This window comes from Marinovum sedimenti (assembly GCF_054052205.1).
Genome location: NZ_CM133223.1, coordinates 1,645,192 through 1,667,458, shown reverse-complemented (window position 1 = coordinate 1,667,458; position 22,267 = coordinate 1,645,192). Strand labels below are relative to the sequence as shown.

The 22,267-nt window shown below is 62.4% G+C and carries 23 protein-coding genes; 16 read left to right on the top strand and 7 right to left on the bottom strand.

The features are described from left to right. Positions 1 to 2 precede the first annotated feature (2 nt). The 4 genes from ACW9UO_RS08025 to ACW9UO_RS08010 all read left to right on the top strand — a co-directional run bounded on the left by ACW9UO_RS08025 (position 3) and on the right by ACW9UO_RS08010 (position 5,311). Positions 3 to 479, top strand: a complete 477-nt coding sequence (locus ACW9UO_RS08025; RefSeq protein WP_457088443.1) for an Lrp/AsnC family transcriptional regulator — start codon at positions 3 to 5, stop codon at positions 477 to 479. A 258-nt stretch (positions 480 to 737) separates the two neighbouring features. Next, positions 738 to 2,213 carry an NAD-dependent succinate-semialdehyde dehydrogenase gene (locus tag ACW9UO_RS08020; protein ID WP_457088442.1) on the top strand — a complete coding sequence of 492 codons (1,476 nt, stop codon included), beginning with the start codon at positions 738 to 740 and terminating at the stop codon, positions 2,211 to 2,213. Between the two features lie 81 nt (positions 2,214 to 2,294). Next, positions 2,295 to 3,665, top strand: coding sequence for an aspartate aminotransferase family protein (locus ACW9UO_RS08015; protein WP_457088441.1), 1,371 nt, complete (start codon positions 2,295 to 2,297; stop codon positions 3,663 to 3,665). Positions 3,666 to 3,811: 146 nt separating this feature from the next. Further along, on the top strand, positions 3,812 to 5,311 hold the full coding sequence (locus ACW9UO_RS08010; RefSeq protein WP_457088440.1) for a calcium-binding protein: 1,500 nt from the start codon (positions 3,812 to 3,814) through the stop codon (positions 5,309 to 5,311). Positions 5,312 to 5,388: 77 nt separating this feature from the next. Here the strand turns inward: ACW9UO_RS08010 and idi are convergent, their stop codons facing one another. Further along, the gene (gene idi / locus ACW9UO_RS08005; RefSeq protein WP_457088439.1) at positions 5,389 to 5,919 is read right to left on the bottom strand and encodes an isopentenyl-diphosphate delta-isomerase; all 531 of its coding nucleotides are present in this window, start codon (positions 5,917 to 5,919) and stop codon (positions 5,389 to 5,391) included. 206 nt (positions 5,920 to 6,125) lie between these two features. Between idi and ACW9UO_RS08000 the strand changes: the two genes are divergently transcribed. The 11 genes from ACW9UO_RS08000 to recR all read left to right on the top strand — a co-directional run bounded on the left by ACW9UO_RS08000 (position 6,126) and on the right by recR (position 16,569). Continuing rightward, complete coding sequence (locus tag ACW9UO_RS08000; RefSeq protein ID WP_457088438.1) at positions 6,126 to 6,578, top strand: c-type cytochrome; 453 nt, start codon at positions 6,126 to 6,128, stop codon at positions 6,576 to 6,578. A 177-nt stretch (positions 6,579 to 6,755) separates the two neighbouring features. Continuing rightward, a complete protein-coding gene (locus ACW9UO_RS07995; RefSeq protein ID WP_457088437.1) occupies positions 6,756 to 7,910 on the top strand; it encodes an alpha-D-ribose 1-methylphosphonate 5-triphosphate diphosphatase in 1,155 nt (384 codons plus the stop codon). A gap of 91 nt (positions 7,911 to 8,001) precedes the next feature. Further along, the gene (locus ACW9UO_RS07990) at positions 8,002 to 8,973 is read left to right on the top strand and encodes a KpsF/GutQ family sugar-phosphate isomerase (protein ID WP_457088436.1); all 972 of its coding nucleotides are present in this window, start codon (positions 8,002 to 8,004) and stop codon (positions 8,971 to 8,973) included. Beyond that, positions 8,970 to 9,761: a 3-deoxy-manno-octulosonate cytidylyltransferase gene (locus ACW9UO_RS07985; protein WP_457088435.1), complete on the top strand. Its 792-nt coding sequence runs from the start codon at positions 8,970 to 8,972 to the stop codon at positions 9,759 to 9,761. Before ACW9UO_RS07990 ends, ACW9UO_RS07985 begins: the two co-directional genes overlap by 4 nt. Next, on the top strand, positions 9,758 to 10,591 hold the full coding sequence (gene kdsA / locus ACW9UO_RS07980; RefSeq protein ID WP_457088434.1) for a 3-deoxy-8-phosphooctulonate synthase: 834 nt from the start codon (positions 9,758 to 9,760) through the stop codon (positions 10,589 to 10,591). The genes ACW9UO_RS07985 and kdsA overlap by 4 nt, the downstream gene beginning before the upstream one ends. Before the next feature lie 337 nt (positions 10,592 to 10,928). Next, positions 10,929 to 11,846: an EamA family transporter RarD gene (rarD, locus tag ACW9UO_RS07975; protein ID WP_457088433.1), complete on the top strand. Its 918-nt coding sequence runs from the start codon at positions 10,929 to 10,931 to the stop codon at positions 11,844 to 11,846. A 38-nt stretch (positions 11,847 to 11,884) separates the two neighbouring features. Then, positions 11,885 to 12,532 carry a pseudouridine synthase gene (locus tag ACW9UO_RS07970; protein ID WP_457088432.1) on the top strand — a complete coding sequence of 216 codons (648 nt, stop codon included), beginning with the start codon at positions 11,885 to 11,887 and terminating at the stop codon, positions 12,530 to 12,532. 184 nt (positions 12,533 to 12,716) lie between these two features. Further along, positions 12,717 to 14,498, top strand: a complete 1,782-nt coding sequence (locus ACW9UO_RS07965) for a DNA polymerase III subunit gamma/tau (protein ID WP_457088431.1) — start codon at positions 12,717 to 12,719, stop codon at positions 14,496 to 14,498. Between the two features lie 82 nt (positions 14,499 to 14,580). Next, a complete protein-coding gene (locus tag ACW9UO_RS07960) occupies positions 14,581 to 14,925 on the top strand; it encodes a YbaB/EbfC family nucleoid-associated protein (RefSeq protein ID WP_457088430.1) in 345 nt (114 codons plus the stop codon). Positions 14,926 to 14,929: 4 nt separating this feature from the next. Next, positions 14,930 to 15,979, top strand: coding sequence for a TraB/GumN family protein (locus ACW9UO_RS07955; RefSeq protein WP_457088429.1), 1,050 nt, complete (start codon positions 14,930 to 14,932; stop codon positions 15,977 to 15,979). After that, positions 15,976 to 16,569 carry a recombination mediator RecR gene (gene recR / locus ACW9UO_RS07950; RefSeq protein ID WP_457088428.1) on the top strand — a complete coding sequence of 198 codons (594 nt, stop codon included), beginning with the start codon at positions 15,976 to 15,978 and terminating at the stop codon, positions 16,567 to 16,569. Before ACW9UO_RS07955 ends, recR begins: the two co-directional genes overlap by 4 nt. Before the next feature lie 9 nt (positions 16,570 to 16,578). On the opposite strand, the gene ACW9UO_RS07945 is transcribed toward recR, so the two are convergent. Beyond that, the gene (locus ACW9UO_RS07945; RefSeq protein ID WP_457088427.1) at positions 16,579 to 17,256 is read right to left on the bottom strand and encodes a GntR family transcriptional regulator; all 678 of its coding nucleotides are present in this window, start codon (positions 17,254 to 17,256) and stop codon (positions 16,579 to 16,581) included. 254 nt (positions 17,257 to 17,510) lie between these two features. Between ACW9UO_RS07945 and ACW9UO_RS07940 the strand changes: the two genes are divergently transcribed. Further along, on the top strand, positions 17,511 to 17,870 hold the full coding sequence (locus tag ACW9UO_RS07940) for a hypothetical protein (RefSeq protein WP_457088426.1): 360 nt from the start codon (positions 17,511 to 17,513) through the stop codon (positions 17,868 to 17,870). Between the two features lie 265 nt (positions 17,871 to 18,135). Here the strand turns inward: ACW9UO_RS07940 and plsY are convergent, their stop codons facing one another. From plsY to ACW9UO_RS07915, 5 genes are all read right to left on the bottom strand, one after another. Next, positions 18,136 to 18,744, bottom strand: a complete 609-nt coding sequence (gene plsY / locus ACW9UO_RS07935; protein ID WP_457088425.1) for a glycerol-3-phosphate 1-O-acyltransferase PlsY — start codon at positions 18,742 to 18,744, stop codon at positions 18,136 to 18,138. Then, a complete protein-coding gene (pyrC, locus tag ACW9UO_RS07930; RefSeq protein WP_457088424.1) occupies positions 18,731 to 20,047 on the bottom strand; it encodes a dihydroorotase in 1,317 nt (438 codons plus the stop codon). The genes plsY and pyrC overlap by 14 nt, the downstream gene beginning before the upstream one ends. A 137-nt stretch (positions 20,048 to 20,184) precedes the next feature. Next, positions 20,185 to 20,736 (bottom strand): aspartate carbamoyltransferase catalytic subunit, encoded by a 552-nt coding sequence (locus ACW9UO_RS07925; RefSeq protein ID WP_457088423.1) that lies wholly within the window; start codon positions 20,734 to 20,736, stop codon positions 20,185 to 20,187. Further along, positions 20,733 to 21,272, bottom strand: a complete 540-nt coding sequence (locus ACW9UO_RS07920) for a hypothetical protein (protein WP_457088422.1) — start codon at positions 21,270 to 21,272, stop codon at positions 20,733 to 20,735. The genes ACW9UO_RS07925 and ACW9UO_RS07920 overlap by 4 nt, the downstream gene beginning before the upstream one ends. After that, the gene (locus tag ACW9UO_RS07915; protein WP_457088421.1) at positions 21,269 to 22,219 is read right to left on the bottom strand and encodes an aspartate carbamoyltransferase catalytic subunit; all 951 of its coding nucleotides are present in this window, start codon (positions 22,217 to 22,219) and stop codon (positions 21,269 to 21,271) included. The genes ACW9UO_RS07920 and ACW9UO_RS07915 overlap by 4 nt, the downstream gene beginning before the upstream one ends. Positions 22,220 to 22,267 lie beyond the last annotated feature (48 nt).

Here is a 22,267-nt window from a genome sequence, read left to right as displayed (position 1 = left end):
GGATGGCCATGGACGACCGTGATATCGATATCCTCAAGGTGCTGTTGCGCGAGGGGCGGATTTCCAAGACGGCGCTGGCCGAGCAGGTGAGCCTGTCGCCGACGCCCTGCTGGAACCGGCTGCGCAAGTTGGAAGACAGCGGCGTGATCGAGGGCTACACCGCCCGGCTCGACCTGCGAAAGGTGGCCCCCCACACCAATGTGTTCGTTGTGGCCGAGTTGAAGGACCACACCGCCGCCAGCTTTCACCGGTTTGAGGCTGCGGTGCGCGGGGTCGACGAAATCACCGGCTGTTGGGCGCTGGGCGGGGGGTATGATTACCTGTTGCAGATCACCTGCGCCGATGTCGACGGGTTTCAGCGGTTGATGGACGATCTGTTGGAGCGTGAGATCGGGCTTGCGCGGTACTATTCCTATATTGTGACCAAGGCGGTGAAGGGCGACGGGCCGCCGCCGCTGGACGTTTTGTTGCGGCGGTAGGGCGTGAGTTTCGCCACGCCTGCGCGTGTCGACGAGCTGGGGGCTTTGCCCGCCGTCCATTGGGCTTGAACCAATGGCGCTCAATAGACGGCCCCCCAAGGTATTTTTGAACAGAAGAAGCAGGGGTGCGTGGTGGAGAGGAATCCTCTGTTTGGGGGTGTGTGGCAGAGGGATCCTCTTCTACGGTCAAATGATTCAGGCACATCTGCCTTGTGAATGAGGTGATCCTGAGGGCAACCGCCAACAGGGAGTGCCGCCATGACCCATCATCCTGCTCGTATCACCGCTGATCTCAACGACGCCCGGCTGATCCGCAGTTTCGCCTATGTTGATGGCAAATGGACCGGCAGTGACTCTGGCACCGTGATTGCCGTGAGCGATCCGGCCAGTGGCGAGGTTTTGGGCGAGGTGGCCAGCCTTTCGGCCACGCAATCGCGCGCTGCGGTGGACGCGGCGCAGACTGCGTTTGCCGCGTGGTCACTGACTCTGCCGCAAGACAAGGCCCGGCTGTTGCGGCGGTGGCATGACTTGATCTTGGAGCACCGCGAGGATCTGGCGCGGTTGATGGTGCTAGAGCAGGGCAAACCGCTGTCCGAGGCGCGCGGCGAGATCGATTATGCCGCGTCATTTGTCGAGTTTTATGCCGAGGAAACCCGGCGTCCGAATATCGAAGGCGTCACCAGCCATTTGCCCGATGCGGAGGTTGAGCTGTGGCGCGAGCCGGTGGGGGTGGCGGCGCTGATCACGCCGTGGAACTTTCCCTGTGCCATGCTGACCCGCAAGGCGGCCGCGGCTTTGGCCGCTGGCTGTACCGTCGTCGCGCATCCCTCGGCCGAGACGCCGTTTTCCGCGCTGGCGTTGGCGGAGCTGGCCGAGCGGGCCGGGTTTCCACCGGGCGTGTTCAACGTGGTGACGGGGGATGCGCCGGAGATTGTGGCGGAGTGGTGCGAGGATCCGCGCGTGCGGGTGCTGTCGTTTACCGGATCAACCGAGGTGGGGCGGCTGCTGTATCGGCAATCGGCGGCGACGGTGAAGAAACTGGTGCTGGAGCTTGGCGGGCACGCGCCGGTGATCGTGTTTGATGATTGCGACCTGGATCAGGCGGTGGCGGAGACGATCAAGGCCAAGTTTGCCACCTCGGGGCAGGATTGTCTTGGGGCGAACCGGATCTTCGTGGAACGGGGCGTGTATGATGCGTTCTGCGCGAAATTCACCGCCGCGACGCAGGCTCTGACGGTGGGGCGCGGCATGGACGATCCTGACATCGGCCCGTTGATGAACGAAGCCGCCGTGGCCAAGCAAGAGGCACAGGTGGCGGATGCTTTGGCCAAAGGCGCGCGGCTGTTGACCGGGGGGGCGCGTCATCCTTTGGGTCAATTGTTTTACCAGCCGACGGTGCTGGTGGATGTGCCTGCGGATGCGGAAATCCTGCACCGCGAGACCTTTGGACCGGTCGCGCCAATTGTGGCCTTTGACAGCGAAGCCGAGGTGATCGCACGCGCCAATGACACCGAATTCGGGCTGGTGGCCTATGTCCATTCGCTTGACCCGCGCCGCATTTACCGCGTCAGCCGGGCGCTGCAGTTCGGCATGGTCGCGGTCAACCGAACCAAAGTGACCGGCGCGCCGATCCCCTTTGGCGGGATGAAGCAATCGGGCCTTGGCCGCGAAGGGGCGCGTCAGGGGATGGAGGCTTTCACCGAGATCAAATACGTTTGCCGAGACTGGGCGTAACGCACCAAAAATCTTTAAAAGATTTTTGCAAATTTCTTCTAAAGAAATTTGGCCCGTGAGATTACGAAGGAAAGGACCAAGATGCTAAAGAACGACATGCTGGAACAATGGGACCGTGAGAACTTTTTTCACCCCTCCACCCATTTGGCAGAATTTGCGCGGGGCAACGTGGCGCATCGGGTCATCACGACCGGCGACGGGTGCCATATCGAAGACCGTGACGGCAATCGCCTGCTAGATGCCTTTGCCGGGCTGTACTGCGTCAACGTCGGCTACGGCCGCACCGAGATCGCCGAAGCCATTGCCGCGCAGGCGCATGAGCTGGCCTATTATCATTCATATGTCGGGCATGGCACCGAAGCCTCGATCACCTTGGCCAAGATGATCCTTGATCGCGCGCCCGACCACATGTCGAAGGTTTATTTTGGCCAGTCCGGGTCCGACGCCAATGAAACCAATGTCAAATTGATCTGGTATTACAATAACATCCTTGGCCGCCCCGAGAAGAAGAAGATCATCTCGCGCTGGCGTGGCTATCACGGGTCGGGGCTTGTCACCGGCTCGCTCACCGGGTTGGAGCTGTTCCACAAGAAGTTCGATCTGCCGCTGTCGCAGGTGCTGCACACCGAAGCGCCGTACTACTTCCGCCGCGATGATCTGGACCAGAGCGAAGCTGATTTTGTTGCGCATTGCGTGGCCGAACTGGAAGCGATGATTGAACGCGAAGGGCCCGACACCATCGCCGCCTTCATCGGTGAGCCGGTCTTGGGCACCGGGGGCATTGTGCCGCCGCCCGAAGGCTATTGGGCCGCCATTCAGGAGGTGCTGCAAAAGCACGACATCCTGCTTGTGGCGGATGAGGTTGTGACCGGGTTTGGCCGTCTTGGCACGATGATGGGGTCGGATCACTACGGGCTAAAGCCTGACCTGATCACCATCGCCAAGGGTCTGACCAGCGCGTATGCGCCGCTGTCCGGGTCGATTGTCAGCGATAAGATGTGGAAGGTTTTGGAGCAGGGGACCGATGAAAACGGCCCCATTGGCCACGGCTGGACCTATTCCGCCCACCCCATCGGGGCTGCTGCCGGGGTCGCCAATCTCAAGCTGCTTGACCAACTCGGGTTGGTGATGAACGCGGGCGAAACCGGGGCCTACCTTAACAAGGTGATGGCCGAGGCGCTGGGCGATCATGCCCATGTTGGCGAGATTCGCGGCGAGGGCATGATGTGTGCCGTGGAGTTCGTGAAAGACCGCGACAGCCGCAGCTTCTTTGACGCCTCGGAAAAGGTTGGGCCGCGCGTTGCCGCCGCACTGCTAGAGCAGGGGGTGATTGGCCGCGCGATGCCGCAGGGCGATATCCTTGGCTTTGCGCCGCCGTTCTGCCTCACCCCAAGCGAAGCCGACGAGATCGCGGAAAAGACTCGTGTGGCGGTCTCATCAGTCCTGGGTTGATCTCGATTTGGAAACAATAAGCCGTTGCCGGGTGGATTATGCGCCGCCCGGCAACGGAATTAACGCGCTGACGCCAAGACTCTCAAAAGCTTGACTTTAATCCACTCGCCTTTAACCTGATATTTGTTTTATCAAGGATTTTGGTCATGGAAGTATTTCTGTTGGGTGCCTTGTTTCTGGGCCTGCCGTTTTTGTTCGGTGGTTTTGATGACGATGACTCGGACGAAACCCCCGAAACGGACCCCGGTGATGAAACAGATCCCGGCGAGGGCAACACATCGTCAGACACCATCTTTGGCAGCCAGTTCAGCGACCTGATCGATGGCACGCCGGGTGACGATTCCATTCGCGGCCTCTCCGGCTTTGATGAAATCTTTGGCGCTGCCGGCAACGATTCGCTGTATGGCGATCTCGAGGATGATGCCGTCTATGGCGGCGACGGCGATGATTTCCTCAGCGGCGGGTTGGGCTGGGATTACCTGACCGGGGGCGACGGCAACGATACGCTCGACGGTGGCTTTGGCGAGGATGTGCTCGACGGCGGCAATGGCGACGATCTGCTGTCTGGCGGCGGCGGCACGGACTATCTTTATGACGGCGCGGGTGAAGATACGCTGCTGGGCGGCGATGGCGACGATCTGCTCTATGATGTTGGCGACCCCTTTGCCGGGACCGAAGCGCCAAGCGTGATGGACGGCGGTGCCGGCGATGATTCGCTGTTCTTCACCGCTGGCAGCACGATCACCGGCGGCGCCGGGGCCGATGAGCTGTGGATGGAAACCACCGTTGGCGACGCGCCGGTCGAGCTGTTGGATTTCAACCCGGCAGAGGACACGCTCGAGATCACGCTGAACGTGATACAAGAGGACGGCGGCGATCTGACCTTGGTGGATTGGGCCACCGGCGGCGGGGCCGATCTGTTCTACGATGGCGTGCTTTTGGCGCGGATCACCGGCGGACAGGATATCAGCACCGACGACATCAATATTGTTCAGAGCTTGCCCGAGGATGGCTCAATCACCTCGTTCGAGGACGGCAGCGCATCGAACACCACATTCGGGAATACCTTTGACAACACCATCGCCGGCGGTGACGGCGACGACACGATTTACACTGGCCCAAGATATGACGGCGATACCGGCTCGCAAGGCGGCGAAAATCTGGTGTTGGGTGAGGGCGGTGATGACACACTGGTCGGCGAGGGGGCCGAAATCGTTTACTCCTATGACGATCAGTACAACGAAAGCGTCGACGTCGTGATCGAGCCGGATACCTTGAACGGTGGCGATGGCGACGATCTCTTGGTCTCGGTGAATGGCAACGAAATGACCGGTGGCGCGGGCGCGGATGTCTTTGCAATCGAACATGATATTCCCGCGGTGGCGAACGACCTTGTGTTCGCGCCGAGCACCATCACCGATTTTAATGCGGCCGAAGATGAGCTTGCGATAATTATCAATCCCAACACCTATCACAACCTTTATGGCGGCGATGCCGAGGTGACGGTTGATCCTTGGGATGATGGATTGGGGGCTGATGTGTTGATTGATGGCGCGGTGATTGCCGAGGTGACGGGCGGGCAGGGGCTGACCGTCGCTGACATCCGCATTGAAGAGTTTCGCACTGAGGTGATCGCCGGGGTGTAACACCGGACACTTGCCTAAGAAGGGGGGACAGCACACCGTTGCCCCTGCAATCTGTGTAAAAGTCGAGACAGAAAAGCCTAGGCGTCGCCGAAAATCGCCCCGGCGTGATCGGCCATATAAATCCGCATCCACGGCGTGAAATCGCCGGGGTTTGCGGCAATCGCGGCCTCAAGTGCGGCGCGGTCTATCCAGGCCACGGCCTGCACCTCGTCGGGGTTGAGGGCCACCGCCAGATCCTGCGTCGCCTGCACGGTGAAAATCTCGACAACCTCGTGTTCGATCAGCCCGCCGCCCACATCGGCGCGGTATTCCACCTGCTGGCGCCACACCGGCGCAACGCCGGTGATCCCCAGCTCCTGCTCCAGCCGCCGCACCGCGCAATCCAGCGCCGGTTCGTTCCACAGCGGGTGCGTGCAACAGGTGTTGGCCCAAAGCCCCGGCGTGTGATATTTGCCCGCCGCCCGCTGCTGGATCAACACCGCATCGCCAGCCAAAACGAACACCGAAACGGCCATGTGCCGCAGCCCGCGTTCATGCGCCTCAAGCTTGCCCACCGGGGTGAGGCTCCCGTCGATCCACGCGGGCACCATATCTGTCGTATCTGCCATTCAACCCTCATATTGGCACCAGGACGCGCGGATTGCGACCATTGGACCAAACGACTTTGGTCGCACCGCCTAACCCCTTACGGTCAATAAAATCAAGGCTCTGGCCACGAGACTGCCCTGTTTCGGGCAATCTGTCGCGCAGGGGTTACTTGACGATTGCGCCACAACCATATGTCTTAACGTCTTAACCTGAGGAGACCTGACCCATGAAGACCCTAGTCCTGACATCCGCGTTGTCGCTGGCCTTTGCCGCGCCGCTGATGGCTGAAAACCACGCCGATCTGACGGCGTCCGGCGATGCCGCGTCGGGCGAAAAAGCATTCCGCAAATGCCAGGCTTGCCATGTCGTGATGGACGACGGCGGCGAGGTGCTTGCGGGCAAAAAGGCCAAAACCGGCCCCAACCTGTACGGCGTTGTGGGCCGCACTGCGGGCACCGTCGAAGGCTTTAATTACGGTCCTGATATGGTTGCGGCGGGCGCGGCTGGCATGGTCTTTGATGAGGCCCAGTTCGTGGCCTACGTGATGGACCCCAAAGGCGCTGTGCAAGAGGCCACCGGCGATGGCTCGGCCCGCTCGAAGATGAGCTACCGGGTGCGCAAGGAAGACGAGGCGAAAGACCTCTATGCGTTTTTCAAGAGCCTTGGCCCGGACATGTAATCGGCCGCCGATTCTATATTGCACGTCAAAGCGCCGCCCCTCTGTGGGCGGCGTCTGTGTATTTGGTTACGATTTGTTTCAAAGCCTTTGCAAACAAGCAAAGCCCTCCGCCCGAAGCTGCGTGATCGCCGCCAACAGGCTCTCGACAATTAACGACAGGGACGCGAGGCTGCGCAGATGACATCAACCGCCCCAGACCTCATCCTTTCCAACGCCCGCATCGTGCTTGCCGACGAGGTGATCCACGGCAGCCTGCACCTAAGCGGTGGGCGCATTGCCTCGATTGACAGCGGCCCCAGCCGGGTGGCGGGGGCGGTGGACTGTGACAATGATCTGCTGATCCCCGGCCTGATTGAGCTGCACACCGACAACCTCGAACGTCATATCCAGCCGCGTCCCGGCGTGCTGTGGCCCCATGCCGCGGCGATCCTGGCGCATGATGGCGAGCTGGCCTCGACCGGGATCACCACGGTGTTTGACGCGATGCGGGTGGGGTCGGTGATCAGCACGGCCAAGAACCGTTACCGTAAATATGCCCGCGCCTTGGCGGATGAACTGCTTGCGATCCGCGCCAGCGGCATGCTGCGGATCAGCCATTTCCTGCACCTGCGCGCCGAGGTTTGTTCGGAAACGCTGATCGAGGAACTGGCCGAGTTCGGCACCGAAGATCGCGTCGGCATCCTGTCGATCATGGATCACACGCCGGGCCAGCGCCAGTTCCGCGATCTCGACAAGTTTGAACATTATGTGCGCTCCAAGCACGGCCTTGATGCGGCGCAGTTCGCCGAACATGCGGCCAACCTCACGGCCACGCGCGCCCGGCTGGGCGACCGGCATGAGGCCGCCGCGGTCGAGACTGCCGGACGCCTTGGCGCGGTGCTGGCCAGCCATGACGACACCACCGCGGCGCAGGTTGCCGTCAGCCACGCACATGGCATCCGCTTGGCCGAATTCCCCACCACGCAAGAGGCGGCCGAGGCTTGCCGCGCGGCGGGCATCGCGGTGATGATGGGCGCGCCCAATCTGATCCGGGGGGCCTCGCATTCTGGCAACGTGGCGGCGGGAGATTTGGCGCGCGCCGACCTGCTCGACATCCTGTCGTCGGATTACGTCCCGTCGTCCTTGCTGACCGCCGGCTTCGCGCTGGCCGAGATCTGGGGGGATCTGCCGCGCGCCATCGCCACCGTCACTTCTGCTCCCGCCGCCGCCGCCGGGTTGCACGATCGCGGCCGCCTTGCGCCGGGGCTGATGGGCGATGTGGTGCGGGTGCACCGGATGGGCGATGTGCCGGTGGTGCGCGGTGTCTGGAGCCACGGTCGCCGGGTCGGCTAAGGCGCGCTGGTCCGGGCGTCGGGCCTCCCGCTCTGGCGCCCCCACCGACAAAGGTGTATCCGAAGACGAAACGGCGAAGCAGGGCAGCACCATGACCAATCAAGCGACGGATCTCAAAGCAGTGGCGCAAACCGGCCGCCGCGTGTTGCAGACCGAGGCGCAGGCGCTGTTAACCCTGTCCGAGGCGCTGCCAGCGGATTTTGAGGCCGTCGCGCGGCTGCTTGCCGGGCTTGAGGGCCGGGTGATTGTCTCGGGTATCGGCAAATCCGGCCACATTGGCCGCAAGATTTCCGCCACCATGGCCTCGACCGGCACACCGTCGTATTTTGTGCACGGGGCCGAGGCGAGCCACGGCGACCTTGGCATGATCACCAAACACGATGTCTGTCTGCTGATTTCCAACTCCGGCGAGACGCAGGAGCTGCGCGATATTCTGCTGCACACCCGCCGCTTCTCGATCCCGCTGATTGGCATTTCGTCGAACCCCGACAGCACCCTGATGAAGGCTGCCGATTACAAGCTGACCCTGCCGAAACTGCCCGAGGCCTGCCCGATGGGCCTTGCCCCCACCACCTCGACCACGCTGACATTGGCGTTGGGCGATGCGGTGGCTGTTGCGGTGATGGAGCTGCGCGGTTTTGGCTCGGAGGATTTTCAGGTGTTCCATCCCGGCGGCAAGCTGGGCGCGCAACTCAGCCGCGTGGCCGACCTGATGCACGGCCCCGAAATGGTGCCGCAGGTGCCCGCCGACACCGCGATGAACGAGGTGTTGATCACCATGACCTCGAAAAGCTTTGGCATCGCCGCCGTGGTCGATCAGGGCAAGCTGGTCGGGGTGATTTCCGACGGCGATTTGCGCCGCAATATCACCCGCCTGATGGAGATGACCGCAGGCGAATTGGCCTCGCCCAACCCGGTGACCGTCACCAAGGATGTGCTCGCCGTTGAGGCCCTCGCGCTTTTGAACGAACGCAAGATTGGCGCGTTGATGGTGGTTGACGACGCAATGAAACCTGTGGGTATCCTACATATCCACGATGTCCTTCGCGCAGGTGTTGCATGAAAACAGTCATACTTATTCCCGCTCGCTATGCCTCGTCGCGCTATCCCGGCAAGCCGCTGGCGGAACTCACCCAGAAAGACGGCAGCACCAAGACCCTGATCCAGATGTCATGGGACGCCGCGCGCCAGATCGCGGGCGTCGACGAAGTGCATGTCGTGACCGACGATGACCGCATCCGCGCGGCGTCTGAGGCCTTTGGCGCGTCCGTCATCATGACCACGCCTGAGGCCGAAAACGGCACTGCCCGCTGCGCAGAAGCGCTGGCGAGTGGCGCGGTCGAGGCCGATCTGGTGATCAATTTCCAAGGTGATGCGCCGCTCACCCCGCCGTGGTTTGTCGAAGACCTGATCGCCGCGATGAAGGCCGATCCGGACGCGCAAATGGCCACCCCGGTGCTGCAATGCGACGCGCAAACCTATGCGATGTTTGTCGAAGACCGGCAGAATGGCCGCGTCGGCGGCACCACCGCGGTCTTTGGCGCTGACAACCGCGCGCTCTATTTCTCCAAGGAAATCGTGCCCTATATTGACCCCGGAAAAGTGCCCGATACCGACATTCCGGTCTATCACCACGTCGGCGTCTATGCCTATCGCCCTGCGGCGCTCAAGGCCTATACGGCGTGGGGCGTCAGCCGGTTGGAGACGCTCGAAGGGCTGGAACAGCTGCGCTTTCTGGTGCACGGCACCCCGGTGCGCTGCGTCGAAGTCGAGGCGCGTGGCCGCCTGTTTTGGGAACTGAACAACCCCGCCGATGTGGCGCGGATCGAAAAGGTGTTGAAAGAGCAATGACCGAAGCCAAAACCGTCACCATCGGCGACATCGCCATCAGCGCCAATGACCCGTTTGCCCTGATCACTGGCCCCTGCCAGTTGGAAAGCCACGATCACGCCCGGATGATGGCGGAAAAGATCGCCGAGGCCTGCGCCCCCACCGGCACGCGGTTCATTTTCAAGGCCAGCTATGACAAGGCCAACCGCTCTTCGATCTCGACCCAGCGCGGCTTGGGCATGGACGAAGGCCTGACAATCCTGTCGAAAATCCGCGAAGAATTTGGCTGTCCGGTGCTGACCGACGTGCATTCCGAGGCCCATTGTGCCCCGGCAGCCGAGGCCGTGGACGTGCTGCAAATCCCCGCCTTCCTCTGCCGCCAGACCGATCTGCTGCTGGCCGCGGGCGAAACCGGCGCTGCGATCAACGTCAAAAAAGGCCAGTTCCTCGCGCCGTGGGACATGGGCAACGTGGCCGAGAAAATCGCCTCGACCGGCAATGCGCGCATCATGCTCTGCGACCGGGGCACCTCTTTCGGCTACAACACTTTGGTCAGCGATTTCCGTGGCTTGCCGACAATGGCGCGCACCGGCTATCCGGTGGTTTTTGACGCCACCCACTCGGTTCAGCAGCCGGGCGGGCAGGGCACCACCTCCGGCGGCCAGCGCGAATTCGCCCCGGTACTGGCGCGGGCAGCGGTGGCGGTCGGCGTCGCCGGGCTGTTCATCGAAACCCACGAAGACCCCGACAATGCGCCCTCGGACGGCCCCAACATGATCCCGATCGAGCAAATGCAGGCGCTGATCGGCCGCCTCGCGGCCTTCGACCGCCTGTCCAAAAACCTCGACTGACACCCAAGCCCCGGCACCCGCCGGGCAATCTGTCAACAGATTGCGACCGATCCATCAATGGATCGGGCTGCGCTGCGGTCCGCCCCTGCCGCCCCCGCAATCTGTCAACAGATTGCCACCGATCCATCAATGGATCGGGTTGCGCTGCGGCCTGCCGCAATCTGTCAACAGATTGCGACCGATCCATCAATGGATCGGGTCGCGCTGCTGTCCGCCCCCGCCGCCCCCGCAATCTGTCAACAGATTGTCACCGATCCATCAATGGATCGGCCTTGCCCCCAGACCCCGGATCGTCTCTGATCCGCCCACCTCGCCAGCGCCTCGAAAGGATACCCCCATGCGCCCCGCAGAAGCGCTCGCTCCGAAAGCCAACGAAGACACCCCGCAGGGCCTCGCCTTTGCCATCACCGCCTATGTGCTCTGGGGCTTCCTGCCACTCTACATGAAGCTGCTGTCGCATATTCCGCCGGTGGAAATCGTCGCGCACCGGGTGATCTGGTCCGTGCCCATCGCCGCCATCGTCCTCATCGCCCTCGGCCGCACCCGCACCCTGCGCGACGCCTTTCGCCAGCCGCGCATGTTGGCGATGGGTTGCGTCACCGCAGCGCTGGTCTCGATCAACTGGGGCATCTACGTCTGGGCCATCGCCACCGACCGCGCGCTTGACGCCGCCTTGGGTTACTACATCAACCCGCTGTTCTCGATCTTCCTCGGCGCGGTCCTCCTCGGCGAACGCCTCAACCGCGCGCAACTCGTGGCCATCGCCCTTGCTGCCGGCGCCGTCCTTGTTCTCGCCCTCGACGCCGGCGGCCTGCCGTGGCCCGCCATCGGGCTGATGCTGTCCTGGGGCTTCTACGCGCTGGCCAAGAAACAGCTCCCCATCGGCCCCAACCAGGGCTTCCTGCTCGAAGTCCTCATCCTCACCCCGCCAGCCCTCATCTACCTGATCTGGCTCACGGCAACCGGCCAAAGCCACTTCGCCGCCGCCATTCCCTCCGACACATGGCTGCTGCTGGGCTGCGGCGTCGTCACCGCTGTGCCGCTGCTGTTCTACGCCAACGGCGCCAAACGCCTGCGCCTGTCCACCATCGGCATCCTACAATACATCGCCCCCACGATGATCTTCCTCTGCGCGGTCCTCGTCTTTGGCGAACCCTTCGGCCGCGCCCGCATGATTGCCTTCCCGATGATCTGGGCGGCGCTGGTGATCTATTCGATCTCGATGCTGCGCGCCCGCCGCAAAACCGCGCCCTAACCCTTGCAGACTGCCAAAGCATACGCCAAACGGACCCGATGACAGACAGCTATCAGCCGCCCGACACGCCCCTCGATGTGATCCACGAAGACCACGAACTGCTCGTGGTCAACAAACCCGCAGGCCTGCTCTCTGTCCCCGGCAAAGGCCCCGACCTCACCGATTGCCTGATCGCCCGCATCCAGGATGCCTTCCCGATGGCGCTCCTCGTCCACCGGCTTGATCGCGACACCTCTGGCGTGATGGTCTTTGGCCTCACCCCACACGCCCAACGCCACCTCGGCCTGCAATTCGAAAAGCGTGGCGTCAAGAAAACCTACCTCGCCCGCCTCTGGGGCCGGCTCGAGCCGAAAACCGGCACTGTCGATCTGCCGCTGATCGTCGACTGGCCCAACCGCCCGCTGCAAAAGGTCTGCCACGACACCGGCAAAGCGGCGCAAACCGACTGGCGGGTGCAATCCTACACAGCCAACGAAACCCGCGTGCGCTTCATGCCCAAGACCGGCCGCAGCCATCAACTCCGCGTGCATGCCCTCTCGCTCGGCCATGTGATTCTCGGCGATCCGCTTTATGCCACTGGCCCGGCGCGCGACTTTCCCCGCCTGATGCTACACTCCGAGGAGCTCCGCCTGCGCCATCCCGACGGCGGCGAAGGCATGAAATTCCGCGCCAAGGCCCCGTTCTAAAACCCAGTCCAGTGCTTCTCTGGCTCGAAAATATCCCGGGGGGTCGCCAGTGTTGCGCCATTGGTCCGAGAGACAATGGCGACGGGGCAGAGCCCCCAAACAACGCCCCAAGCCACGAGAGCCAAACGCTGGACCTTACCCCCCCAAACCCATACGCTGCGCCTCGACATCGAAAGGCCGACACATGAGCGATCCCCAACAGCCCGCCTATCAGGTTCTGGCCCGGAAATACCGGCCCGAAACCTTTGCCGATCTTGTCGGGCAGGGGGCGATGGTCCGCACATTGCGCAACGCCTTTGAAACCGGCCGCATCGCGCAGGCCTTCATGATGACCGGCATTCGCGGCACCGGCAAAACCACCACCGCCCGGATCATCGCCAAGGGCATGAACTGCATCGGCCCCGACGGGCAGGGCAAACCCACCACCGAACCCTGCGGCCAGTGCGAGCATTGCGTTGCGATTTCCGAGGGCCGCCACGTCGATGTGTTGGAAATGGACGCCGCCTCCAACACTGGCGTCGATGACATCCGCACCACGGTGATCGACTCTGTCGCCTATGCGCCCTCCGCCGCGCGCTACAAAGTCTACATCATCGACGAAGTGCACATGCTGTCGAAATCGGCCTTCAACGCGCTGCTGAAAACGCTCGAAGAACCGCCCGCGCACGTCAAATTCATCTTCGCCACCACCGAAATCCGCAAAGTGCCTGTCACCGTCCTGTCGCGCTGCCAGCGCTTCGATCTGCGGCGGATCGAACCCGAGGACATGATTGCCCTGTTGCGCAAAATCGCCACCTCGGAATCCGCCGAGATTGCCGAAGACGCGCTCGCGCTGATCACCCGCGCCGCCGAAGGCTCGGCCCGCGATGCCACCTCGCTGCTTGATCAAGCCATCAGCCACGGCGCCGGCGAAACCACCGCTGAACAAGTCCGCGCCATGCTTGGACTGGCCGACCGGGGCCGGGTGATGGACCTGTTCCATCTGGTGATGAAGGGCGACGCGGCCGCCGCGCTCACCGAGCTTTCGGCGCAATATGCCGATGGGGCCGATCCGATGGCGGTGCTGCGCGATCTTGCCGAAGTCACCCACTGGATCTCGGTCGTGAAAATCACCCCCGACGCCGCCGAAGACCCGACCATCGCCCCGGATGAACGCGCGCGGGGTCTGCAAATGGCCGCTGATCTGCCGATGCGCGCCCTCAGCCGGATGTGGCAAATGCTGCTCAAGGCGATTGACGAGGTCGCCCTTGCCCCCAACGCGATGATGGCCGCCGAAATGGCGATCATCCGCCTGACCCATGTGGCCGAACTGCCCAGCCCCGAAGAGCTGGTGCGCAAGCTTGGTGACGCGCCGGTGCCCACGCCCCCCTCGGGCGGCGGCGGCGGTGGATATGCCAGCGGCGGGCAGGGCGGCGGGGGTGGCAGCACCAACGCCCAAGGCACACCGCGCCCCACCCACAATGCGCCCTCCGGCCCCAGCGCCTCGGGCGGCGGCAACACCGTTGTGGCCCTCGCCACCGATCAAACACTGGCGCGCTTCCCCAGCTTTGACCATGTGATCGAGCTGATCCGCGCCAACCGCGACGTCAAGCTGCTGGTCGAAATCGAAGGCGGCGTGCGCCTTGCCGCCTATCAACCCGGCCGGATCGAATTCACCCCCTCCGAGGATGCCGCCCCCGACCTTGCCCAACGGCTCGGCACCGCGCTGCAACGTTGGACCGGCAACCGCTGGGCGGTGATCCTCGTCAACGATTGCACCACCCCCACCATCGTCGAAAACCGCGATGCCGACCGGCTCGCGCTCGAGGCCAAGGCCGCCGAACACCCGCTGGTGAAATCGGCGCTGGCGACCTTCCCAAAGGCGCGGATCACCGCGATCCACACCCCCGAAGAGGCGCAGGCCGCGGCTCAGGTGGATGCGCTGCAAGAGGTCGAAGACGAATGGGACCCGTTCGAAGACGGTTAACCCGCGCGATCTGCCACACCGCCCTTGTCGCGATGGCCTGCCGCTCGTATCTACACAGCAAGCGACACACGAGGAGACTTCGATGTTCAAAGGACTAGGCAATCTTGGCGATATGGCCGGGATGATGAAAAAAGCCCAGCAGATGCAATCCAAGATGACGGAGCTGCAGGAAAGTCTGCACAACCTGACCGTCACCGGCGAAAGCGGCGCGGGCCTCGTCAAGGCCACCGCGTCGGCCAAGGGCGAGCTCAAGGGGCTTGATATCGACCCCTCGATTTTCAACGGCGATGACAAGGAAGTGGTCGAAGACCTGATCCTGGCCGCGATCAAAGACGCGCAACAGCGCGCCTCGCAAAAGGCCGAGGAAGAGATGTCGAAGCTGACCGAAGAAATGGGTCTGCCTAAAGACATGAAGATGCCGTTCTAGGGCCATGCGGGTCCGGGCCGTCTTTCTGACCGCAGCACTGGCGCTCCTTGGTGGGGGTGCCAGCGCCCAAAGCTGGGCCAGCCGCGCGGTTTGTGACGTGCCCGAGGTTGGGGTGCATGACGCTGTCTTTGCCCCCACCACCTTGGCCGCGCTTGAACAGGCGGCGGCCAAAATCCCCAACGCCAAAGGCCGGTTCTGGCGCGTCACCGCCCCCAGTGGCGCGGTGTCGCATGTCTGGGGCACGATGCATTCCGCCGATCCCCGCATCCTCGACCTGCCCGACATGGTGCAGCAACGCATTGCCGACGCCCGCGTTGTCGCGATTGAGATTGACCCGACCTTCCCCGACCGCGCTGCCTTTGACGCCCAGTTCGACACCAGCGACTGGCTGCGCAATGGCCGCCAGGACAGCGCCCTGACCGACACCGCCCTGCCGCCGCATGTGCTGGCGTGGATTCGCCTGCGCACCCAAGCCATTGGCTGGGGCCACGACGCCCCCGAACGGCTCACCCCCGGCGGCTTGGCCGAACTCCTGCTGTCCGACCCGTGCAGCGATTTCACCGCCGGTGTGCTGCCGGTGCAAGACGGGCGCATCCAGATGCTCGCCCTGATCGCCGGGGCCAAAATCCATGCCTTCGAACGCCCCGACCGCATCCGCCGCCACCTTGATCACCCCGGCAACGCGGGTTTCGCGGTGGATTTCCTCTCGGTCTACGGCAGCTACCTCGACCCCGAAACCACATGGCAGGACCGCGCCACCCAAATGGCGCTTTACCTGCGCGGCGAACTCGGCGTGATGATGGCCTGGGACCGCGCCTATGTCAGCGACACCCTCGCCGACGACGGTGCCATCATCGACCGCGTCAACGCCTACCTGCTTGACGCCCGCAACCACGCCTTTACCTCCAATATCCGCTCGGAAATGGCGCAGGGCGGCGTCTTGCTCGCCGTTGGGGCCTTTCACCTGCCGGGCCAATCCGGCCTGATCGCGCTTTTGCGTGCCCAAGGCCACACCGTCACCCGCATCCCCATCCAAGGCGAGGCCCGCCCATGAGCGCCACCCGCGACATCGACGCATTGATCGAAATGATGGCCAAGCTGCCCGGCCTCGGCCCCCGTTCGGCCCGGCGCGCCGTGCTGCAACTGATCCGCAAGCGCGCCCTCTTGATGGCCCCGCTCGCCGACCTGATGACCGAGGTCGCCGCCTCGGCCCGCGAATGCCTGAACTGTGGCAATATCGGCACCTCCGACATCTGCGACATCTGCGAAAACAATGGCCGCGCCAATGGCTTGATCTGCGTGGTCGAAGACGTGGCCGATCTTTGGGCGATGGAGCGGTCGGGCGTCTTCAAAGGTCGCTACCATGTGCTCGGCGGCACGCTCTCGGCGCTGGATGGCGTCGGCCCGAATGACCTCTCGATCCCGCGCCTGATCGACCGCATCGCAGCCGAAGACGTGACCGAAGTCATCCTCGCCCTCAACGCCACCATCGACGGGCTGACCACCGCGCATTACATCGCGGATCAGCTTGAGGGCCGGGTGGTGATGACAACCTTGGCCCAAGGCGTGCCGATCGGCGGCGAGTTGGACTACCTCGATGATGGAACGATCACAGCAGCGCTGAATGCGCGCAAAACGCTGTAGATTGCGGTCTTACCCGGCTTTTCTGTCCGCGGCTGTGCGATCTGCGTCGCTCTCAATCGTCGTTTGAAGCTTTTTGCTTATTCCCGCTGCGACGCGCAAAACATCAGCCGCATTGTTTTCCATCATTGCAACGGTCACCATTTGCGTATGGTTTTGCAACGCGATCCAAGACTCTTCGGGGGACGCAATATAATCGGACAGACGCCATCTGATTATGCGCCAATGCGCGGCCATCATGGCCTGTGACAATATGTGGTCGTCGACAATATCCGCCATCGCATGAGAGACTTTAATTGTATACCGGACATATAGATTTTCATCATGTACGCGCGTACTTTGAATAAGCGCTGTTTGTCCGGCCATTTCAATCTTGGCCGCATCTTTGATTGGCCGAGATTCCGAGCAATTCGCGGCCGCAGTCGCGATTTCTTGAAACACCTTAAAAGCCATAGTCCGCTCTGACGGCAGCAGTTCCACCGGAACGGTTCCCACGCCGGATCGGGTTTCAACCAATCCTGCCAGAGCCAGTTCCTGAAGCATCTGCCGGATCGGGGTGCGCGACAGGCCCATTTCCCGCGCCAGCGTGGTTTCGTGAAGAACTGTTTTTGTCCCCGGTTTCGCGAGAAAGATTTTGGCAAGAATAAGGTCAAGCGCCTCTTCATAAGCCCGAAAATCGGTACCAAACATCAAAAAACCTCTGTTTCTAGGACACCTGTACACAGGTGCGTACGTCACGTCAAGTAGGGGTGCCGAGGCTAAGTCATTGTTTTGACGTTACATCATTAATCAAAAACTGTGAATAACCTTATTTCTGCCACAATTCAGCCGCATTCAAGACACATTCCCTACCGATATCCCGGTATACAGGTGGTTCAGATTGAAACTACAAGTGAGAGTTGAGCAGGCGCCAGCGCACAAAAACGAAGAAGGAAACTAAGACTATGACATCCGAAATCGCCCACACATTCGCCGATAAAATCACGCTCTCGCCCCAGTCATTTGTGCGCAGCCCCAAAGTTGCAGTGTTTCCAAGAGCCGTGCGTGGCGGGACCAAGGTTTTGTGGAGCTCTATTGAGCGCGTCCAGCGGGATCGCGATTTCGGGAGAGTCGAAGCCCAGGTCACGGTTGTCATGCAGCACGACGGCGCTCTCGCGCCCATCGTTCAAACATTGCTTGTCGGAGTGGACACTGTCCCGAATGCCGGCCCCGGTGACCTTCGCAAGCGTCTGACGCGTCTGGCGGTCAAGCTCGCTGTATTGATGCCGCGCACTGAAATAGAGGTGCGTTCCAAAGCAAGTTAACCTTGCCAGAATTGCCAAATGATGTGCGCTCCTTTTGGGGCGCATTTTCTATGTCTATCATAGCCTGTCTGCTCGATTGTTGACGAAAGTTTGCGCAGCTAATTGCGCGTGACTGCTAAGCCAATCTTAAAATACAGCTAATCTCCCGCCAAAAACCGCCGCTTCAGCGCCGAATTGGATCTATCGAGAGTTTTCAAATCAAAGTGGCCGTCGGGCAATTCGGTCGTGAGCAGGCAAACCGTTCAAGACGGTGTCTTGCCTTTTATCACCCCTTTTTGCCGATCCGCGGCTCTTCACCTGACAGGATCCGCGAGATATTCGCATGGTGGCGCCCCCAGACGATCACTGCCAGCACCGCGCACAACACCACCATCGACGGATAGCCCAGCAGCCAGGCCATGACCGGCGACAGTGCCGCCGCGAGCAGGGCCGAGGCCGAAGAAATCCGCGTCAGTACCGCGCCCACACCCCATGTGGCGCAGGCCGCCAGCCCGAGTGGAAACGCCAACCCAAGCAAAAGCCCGAGGAAGGTGGCAACGCCCTTGCCGCCCTTGAACCCCAGCCAAACCGGGAAACAATGGCCGAGAAAGGCAAACAGTCCCGCCAGTTGCGCCGCGTCTTCTGCCGCCACCGCGCGGGCGATTAACACCGCCGCCGCCCCCTTGAACGAATCAAGGATAAGCGTCGCCAATGCCGCCGGTTTGTTCCCTGTTCTCAACACGTTGGTCGCGCCGATATTGCCCGATCCGATCTTGCGCAAATCGCCCAATCCCAGCATGCGTGCAATCACGATGCCAAAGGGGATCGACCCCAAAAGATAGCCGAACAGGCTCCAGATGATCAGGCCGCTTAGGGCGGTTTCAATGGCGGGCATCGGGGCCTCCGAAAACTGGGGTTCCGGCGACAAAGGTGGTCAGCACACGGCCTTGCATCAACGCGCCGTCAAAGGGGGTGTTCTTCGATTTCGAATGCAGTTTCGACCGGTCCAGCCGGAACGGCACGTCCGGGTCAAACAGCACCAGATCCGCCGGTGCTCCGGGGGCCAAACGCCCGGCTTCAAGGCCCAAGCGGCGGGCGGGATTAAGGCTCAGCGCGCGAAACAATTGCGGCAGGGTCAGTTGCTCGGAATGATAGAGCCGAAGCGCCGCCGGAAGCAGTGTTTCCAGCGCCACCGCGCCCGATGCGGCCTCTTCAAACGGCAGGCGTTTGCTCTCTTCATCCTGCGGCGTGTGCATCGAGCTGATCACGTCAATCACCCCGTCGCGCAGGGCCTCGACCATCGCGACCCGGTCCTCTTCGGCGCGCAGCGGCGGCTTGACCTTGAAGAAGGTGCGATAGTCGGCCACGTCCATTTCGTTCAGCGTCAGGTGGTGGATCGAGATCCCCGCCGTCACGTCCAGCCCGTTTTGTTTCGCACGGATCAGCGCGGGCAGGGCGCGGGCGGTGGTGATCTGGTCAAAATGCACCCGCGCGCCTGTCATTTCGATCAGCGCGATATCGCGATCCAGGCCCATGCGTTCGGCCATCGATGACACCGCCGGAAGCCCGCGCAGAGAGGCGAATTTGCCCGAGGTGGCGACTGCGCCGTCGGACAGCACCGGTTCTTGCGGGTGCAGCATCACCAGCGCGCCAAGCGAGCGGGCATAGGTGAGGGCGCGCGACAGAACCTTGGTGTTGGGGATGACTGCGTCGCAATCGGAAAACGCCACGGCACCCGCGTCGAGCAGAAAGCCGATTTCAGACATTTCCCGGCCCGCGCGACCTTTGGTCAGGGCGGCCATGTGGCGGACATTCACCGCTGCGTCGGATTGCGCGCGGCGGGCGACGAACTCGAGCGATTCGGGGCTGTCGGTCGCGGGGGTCGTGTCGGGGCGGGTGACCATCGTGGTGACGCCGCCCGCCGCCGCCGCGCGACCGGCGCTAGCATAGCTTTCCTTATGACGCTCACCGGGTTCGCAGACCTTGACGCCAATGTCGACGATGCCGGGCGCGAGGCATTTTCCGTGGCAGTCGATGATTTGAGGAGAAATGTTTCGCGCGCGAAACAATTCAGCATAATCAACGTCTTGCGTTAATATTTTGGTAATCTTTCCGTCTTCGATCAAGACGTGGCCGGGGCCGTCGGTGCCCGCCTCTGGGTCGATCAGACGGGCGTTTTGCAGGAAGAGTGCGGTCATTGGCGGGGTCCTTGATCTTCCATTCGGGCAGTGATGGGCGTGGCAAACTTCATCCGGCGATCCAGACCATGACCGCGACCAGGGCGAACATCACCAGCAGCGCCACAGTGGCGACTTTGCCGGACATTCTGGGATCTTTAGGCTCTTGCATCGTGGCCCCTTTGTATCTCTGTCATCTGGCGCAATACGCTGCGCGGGTTGTCGATCCGTTCAAAACCGATATCGACGCTGCGACTGCCGTTTTTGGTGCGGCGGTGTTCCTTGGCAAACCAGATCGAGCCGGGCGTGCCATCCTCTAGCCGCAGCACGGTGTCGGCGGTGATTGGATGGCTTTTCAACGTGCGCCCCTTGATCGGCAGGTCGGTGGCGATAAAGGCGCGCTCGGTGGTGAGCGTGTACCAGGTGTGGCGGCGCCGATAGGTGGGCCACACAAGCCCATGTGCTCCGATGCCAAGACCAACCGAGAAATGCAGCAGCCCGAACATCCAGAAACCGCTGGGGCCACCCGCCGCGAGCACCATCCAGACCACGGCAAATCCGGCGAAAAACAGCCCGAACACGCCCTGAACAATCATCCCGCCAGTGAGCGCGAAAGCCGGGTCGGGGCGGCCCTGCCACGTGATGGTTTCGCCGGGGTTGAGCAGGCCGTCCCAGCCGGAAGTCGGGTCCGACGAGGCGCTTTGGGTCATGATAAGGCCCACATCAGCAAGCCGAGCAGGGCCACCGCGACTATGCCGGCGATGATCACGCCCGGCTTGGGCTGGCGGCTGGGCTCGGGGGCCGGAGTGGGCGTATCGGGGATCGGGCCGGTGGCGGAATCGGAATGGAGTTTTTCCAGCGGCACCGGGTCTCGGGCCTCGCCAAACGTGGCGATCCAACGCAGGGGTTTGGTGACGCGCATCTTTTGCCCAAGCCCCTCGAACGCGGCAGAACGCATCACGATAACCCGGCCTTTGACCCGGTCAAGCTGGGCGCGCAGCGGGGCCAGTTCATCTTCGGCGATGCCGTGGCCCTCGGCGAGGTAATCCGTCAGCGGCATCCCGGAAAGGTCATTCATATCAAACAGATCAATGTGATCGGGGTCAAGCGAGGTGGCCCCGGTCATCTTGGTCATTGCGCGGGCTTCGTCTTCGAGAAGCGGCTCGGCGTCGTCGAGCGGCAGGTCAAGCGTGAAGACCCGGACCAACCCGTGTTCGCCCGCCGGGATTTCCAGAATATCGCTCATGCCATCACCCCCGGCTTTTCGGCCGCCATGTTGCGCACCAGAAGGTCCATCGCGGCCATGCGCACCGCGACGCCCATCTCGACCTGCTCTTGAATGACCGAGCGGTTGATGTCGTCGGCAATCTCGCCGTCGATTTCAACGCCGCGATTCATCGGGCCGGGGTGCATGACGATGGCGTCAGGTTTGGCATGCGAAAGCTTTTCCGCGTCGAGCCCGTAGCGGTGATAATATTCGCGCTCGGAGGGGATAAAGCCGCCGTCCATACGTTCGCGTTGCAGGCGCAGCATCATCACCACGTCGACGTCTTTGAGGCCCGCGCGCATGTCGTCGTACACCTCGACGCCGAATTCGCCGATTCCGGCGGGCAAAAGTGTGGGCGGGCCGACAAGGCGAACGCGGTTTTCCATCTTGCCGAGCAGCAGGATATTGGAGCGCGCGACGCGGGAATGGGCGATGTCACCGCAGATTGCGATATTGAGCCGGTGCAGGCGGCCCTTGGCGCGGCGAATGGTCAGCGCATCAAGCAGTGCTTGGGTTGGGTGTTCGTGGCGGCCATCGCCAGCGTTCAAAACGGCGCAATTGACCTTTTGCGCCAGCAGATCGACCGCGCCGGAATGCGGGTGGCGCACCACCAGCAGATCGGGGTGCATGGCGTTCAGCGTCAGCGCGGTGTCGATCAGGGTTTCGCCCTTTTTGATCGAGCTGGCCTGCATCGACATGTTCATCACATCCGCGCCAAGCCTTTGGCCGGCAAGCTCAAAACTGGCCTGGGTTCGGGTGGAATTCTCGAAGAACATATTGATCTGGGTGCGCCCGGCGAGGGCGGTGCCGTGCTTGGATTTCTGGCGGTTGAGCCGCACGTAATCCTCGGCCAGATCCAGCAGTGCCGTGATCTCGGTCGGGTGGAGCTGTTCAATGCCGAGAAGATGGCGCTGGGTGAAGGTCATGGCCTGCTCCTGATCGGGTTGGGGCCGGTTATATGGGGGGGCGCTGGC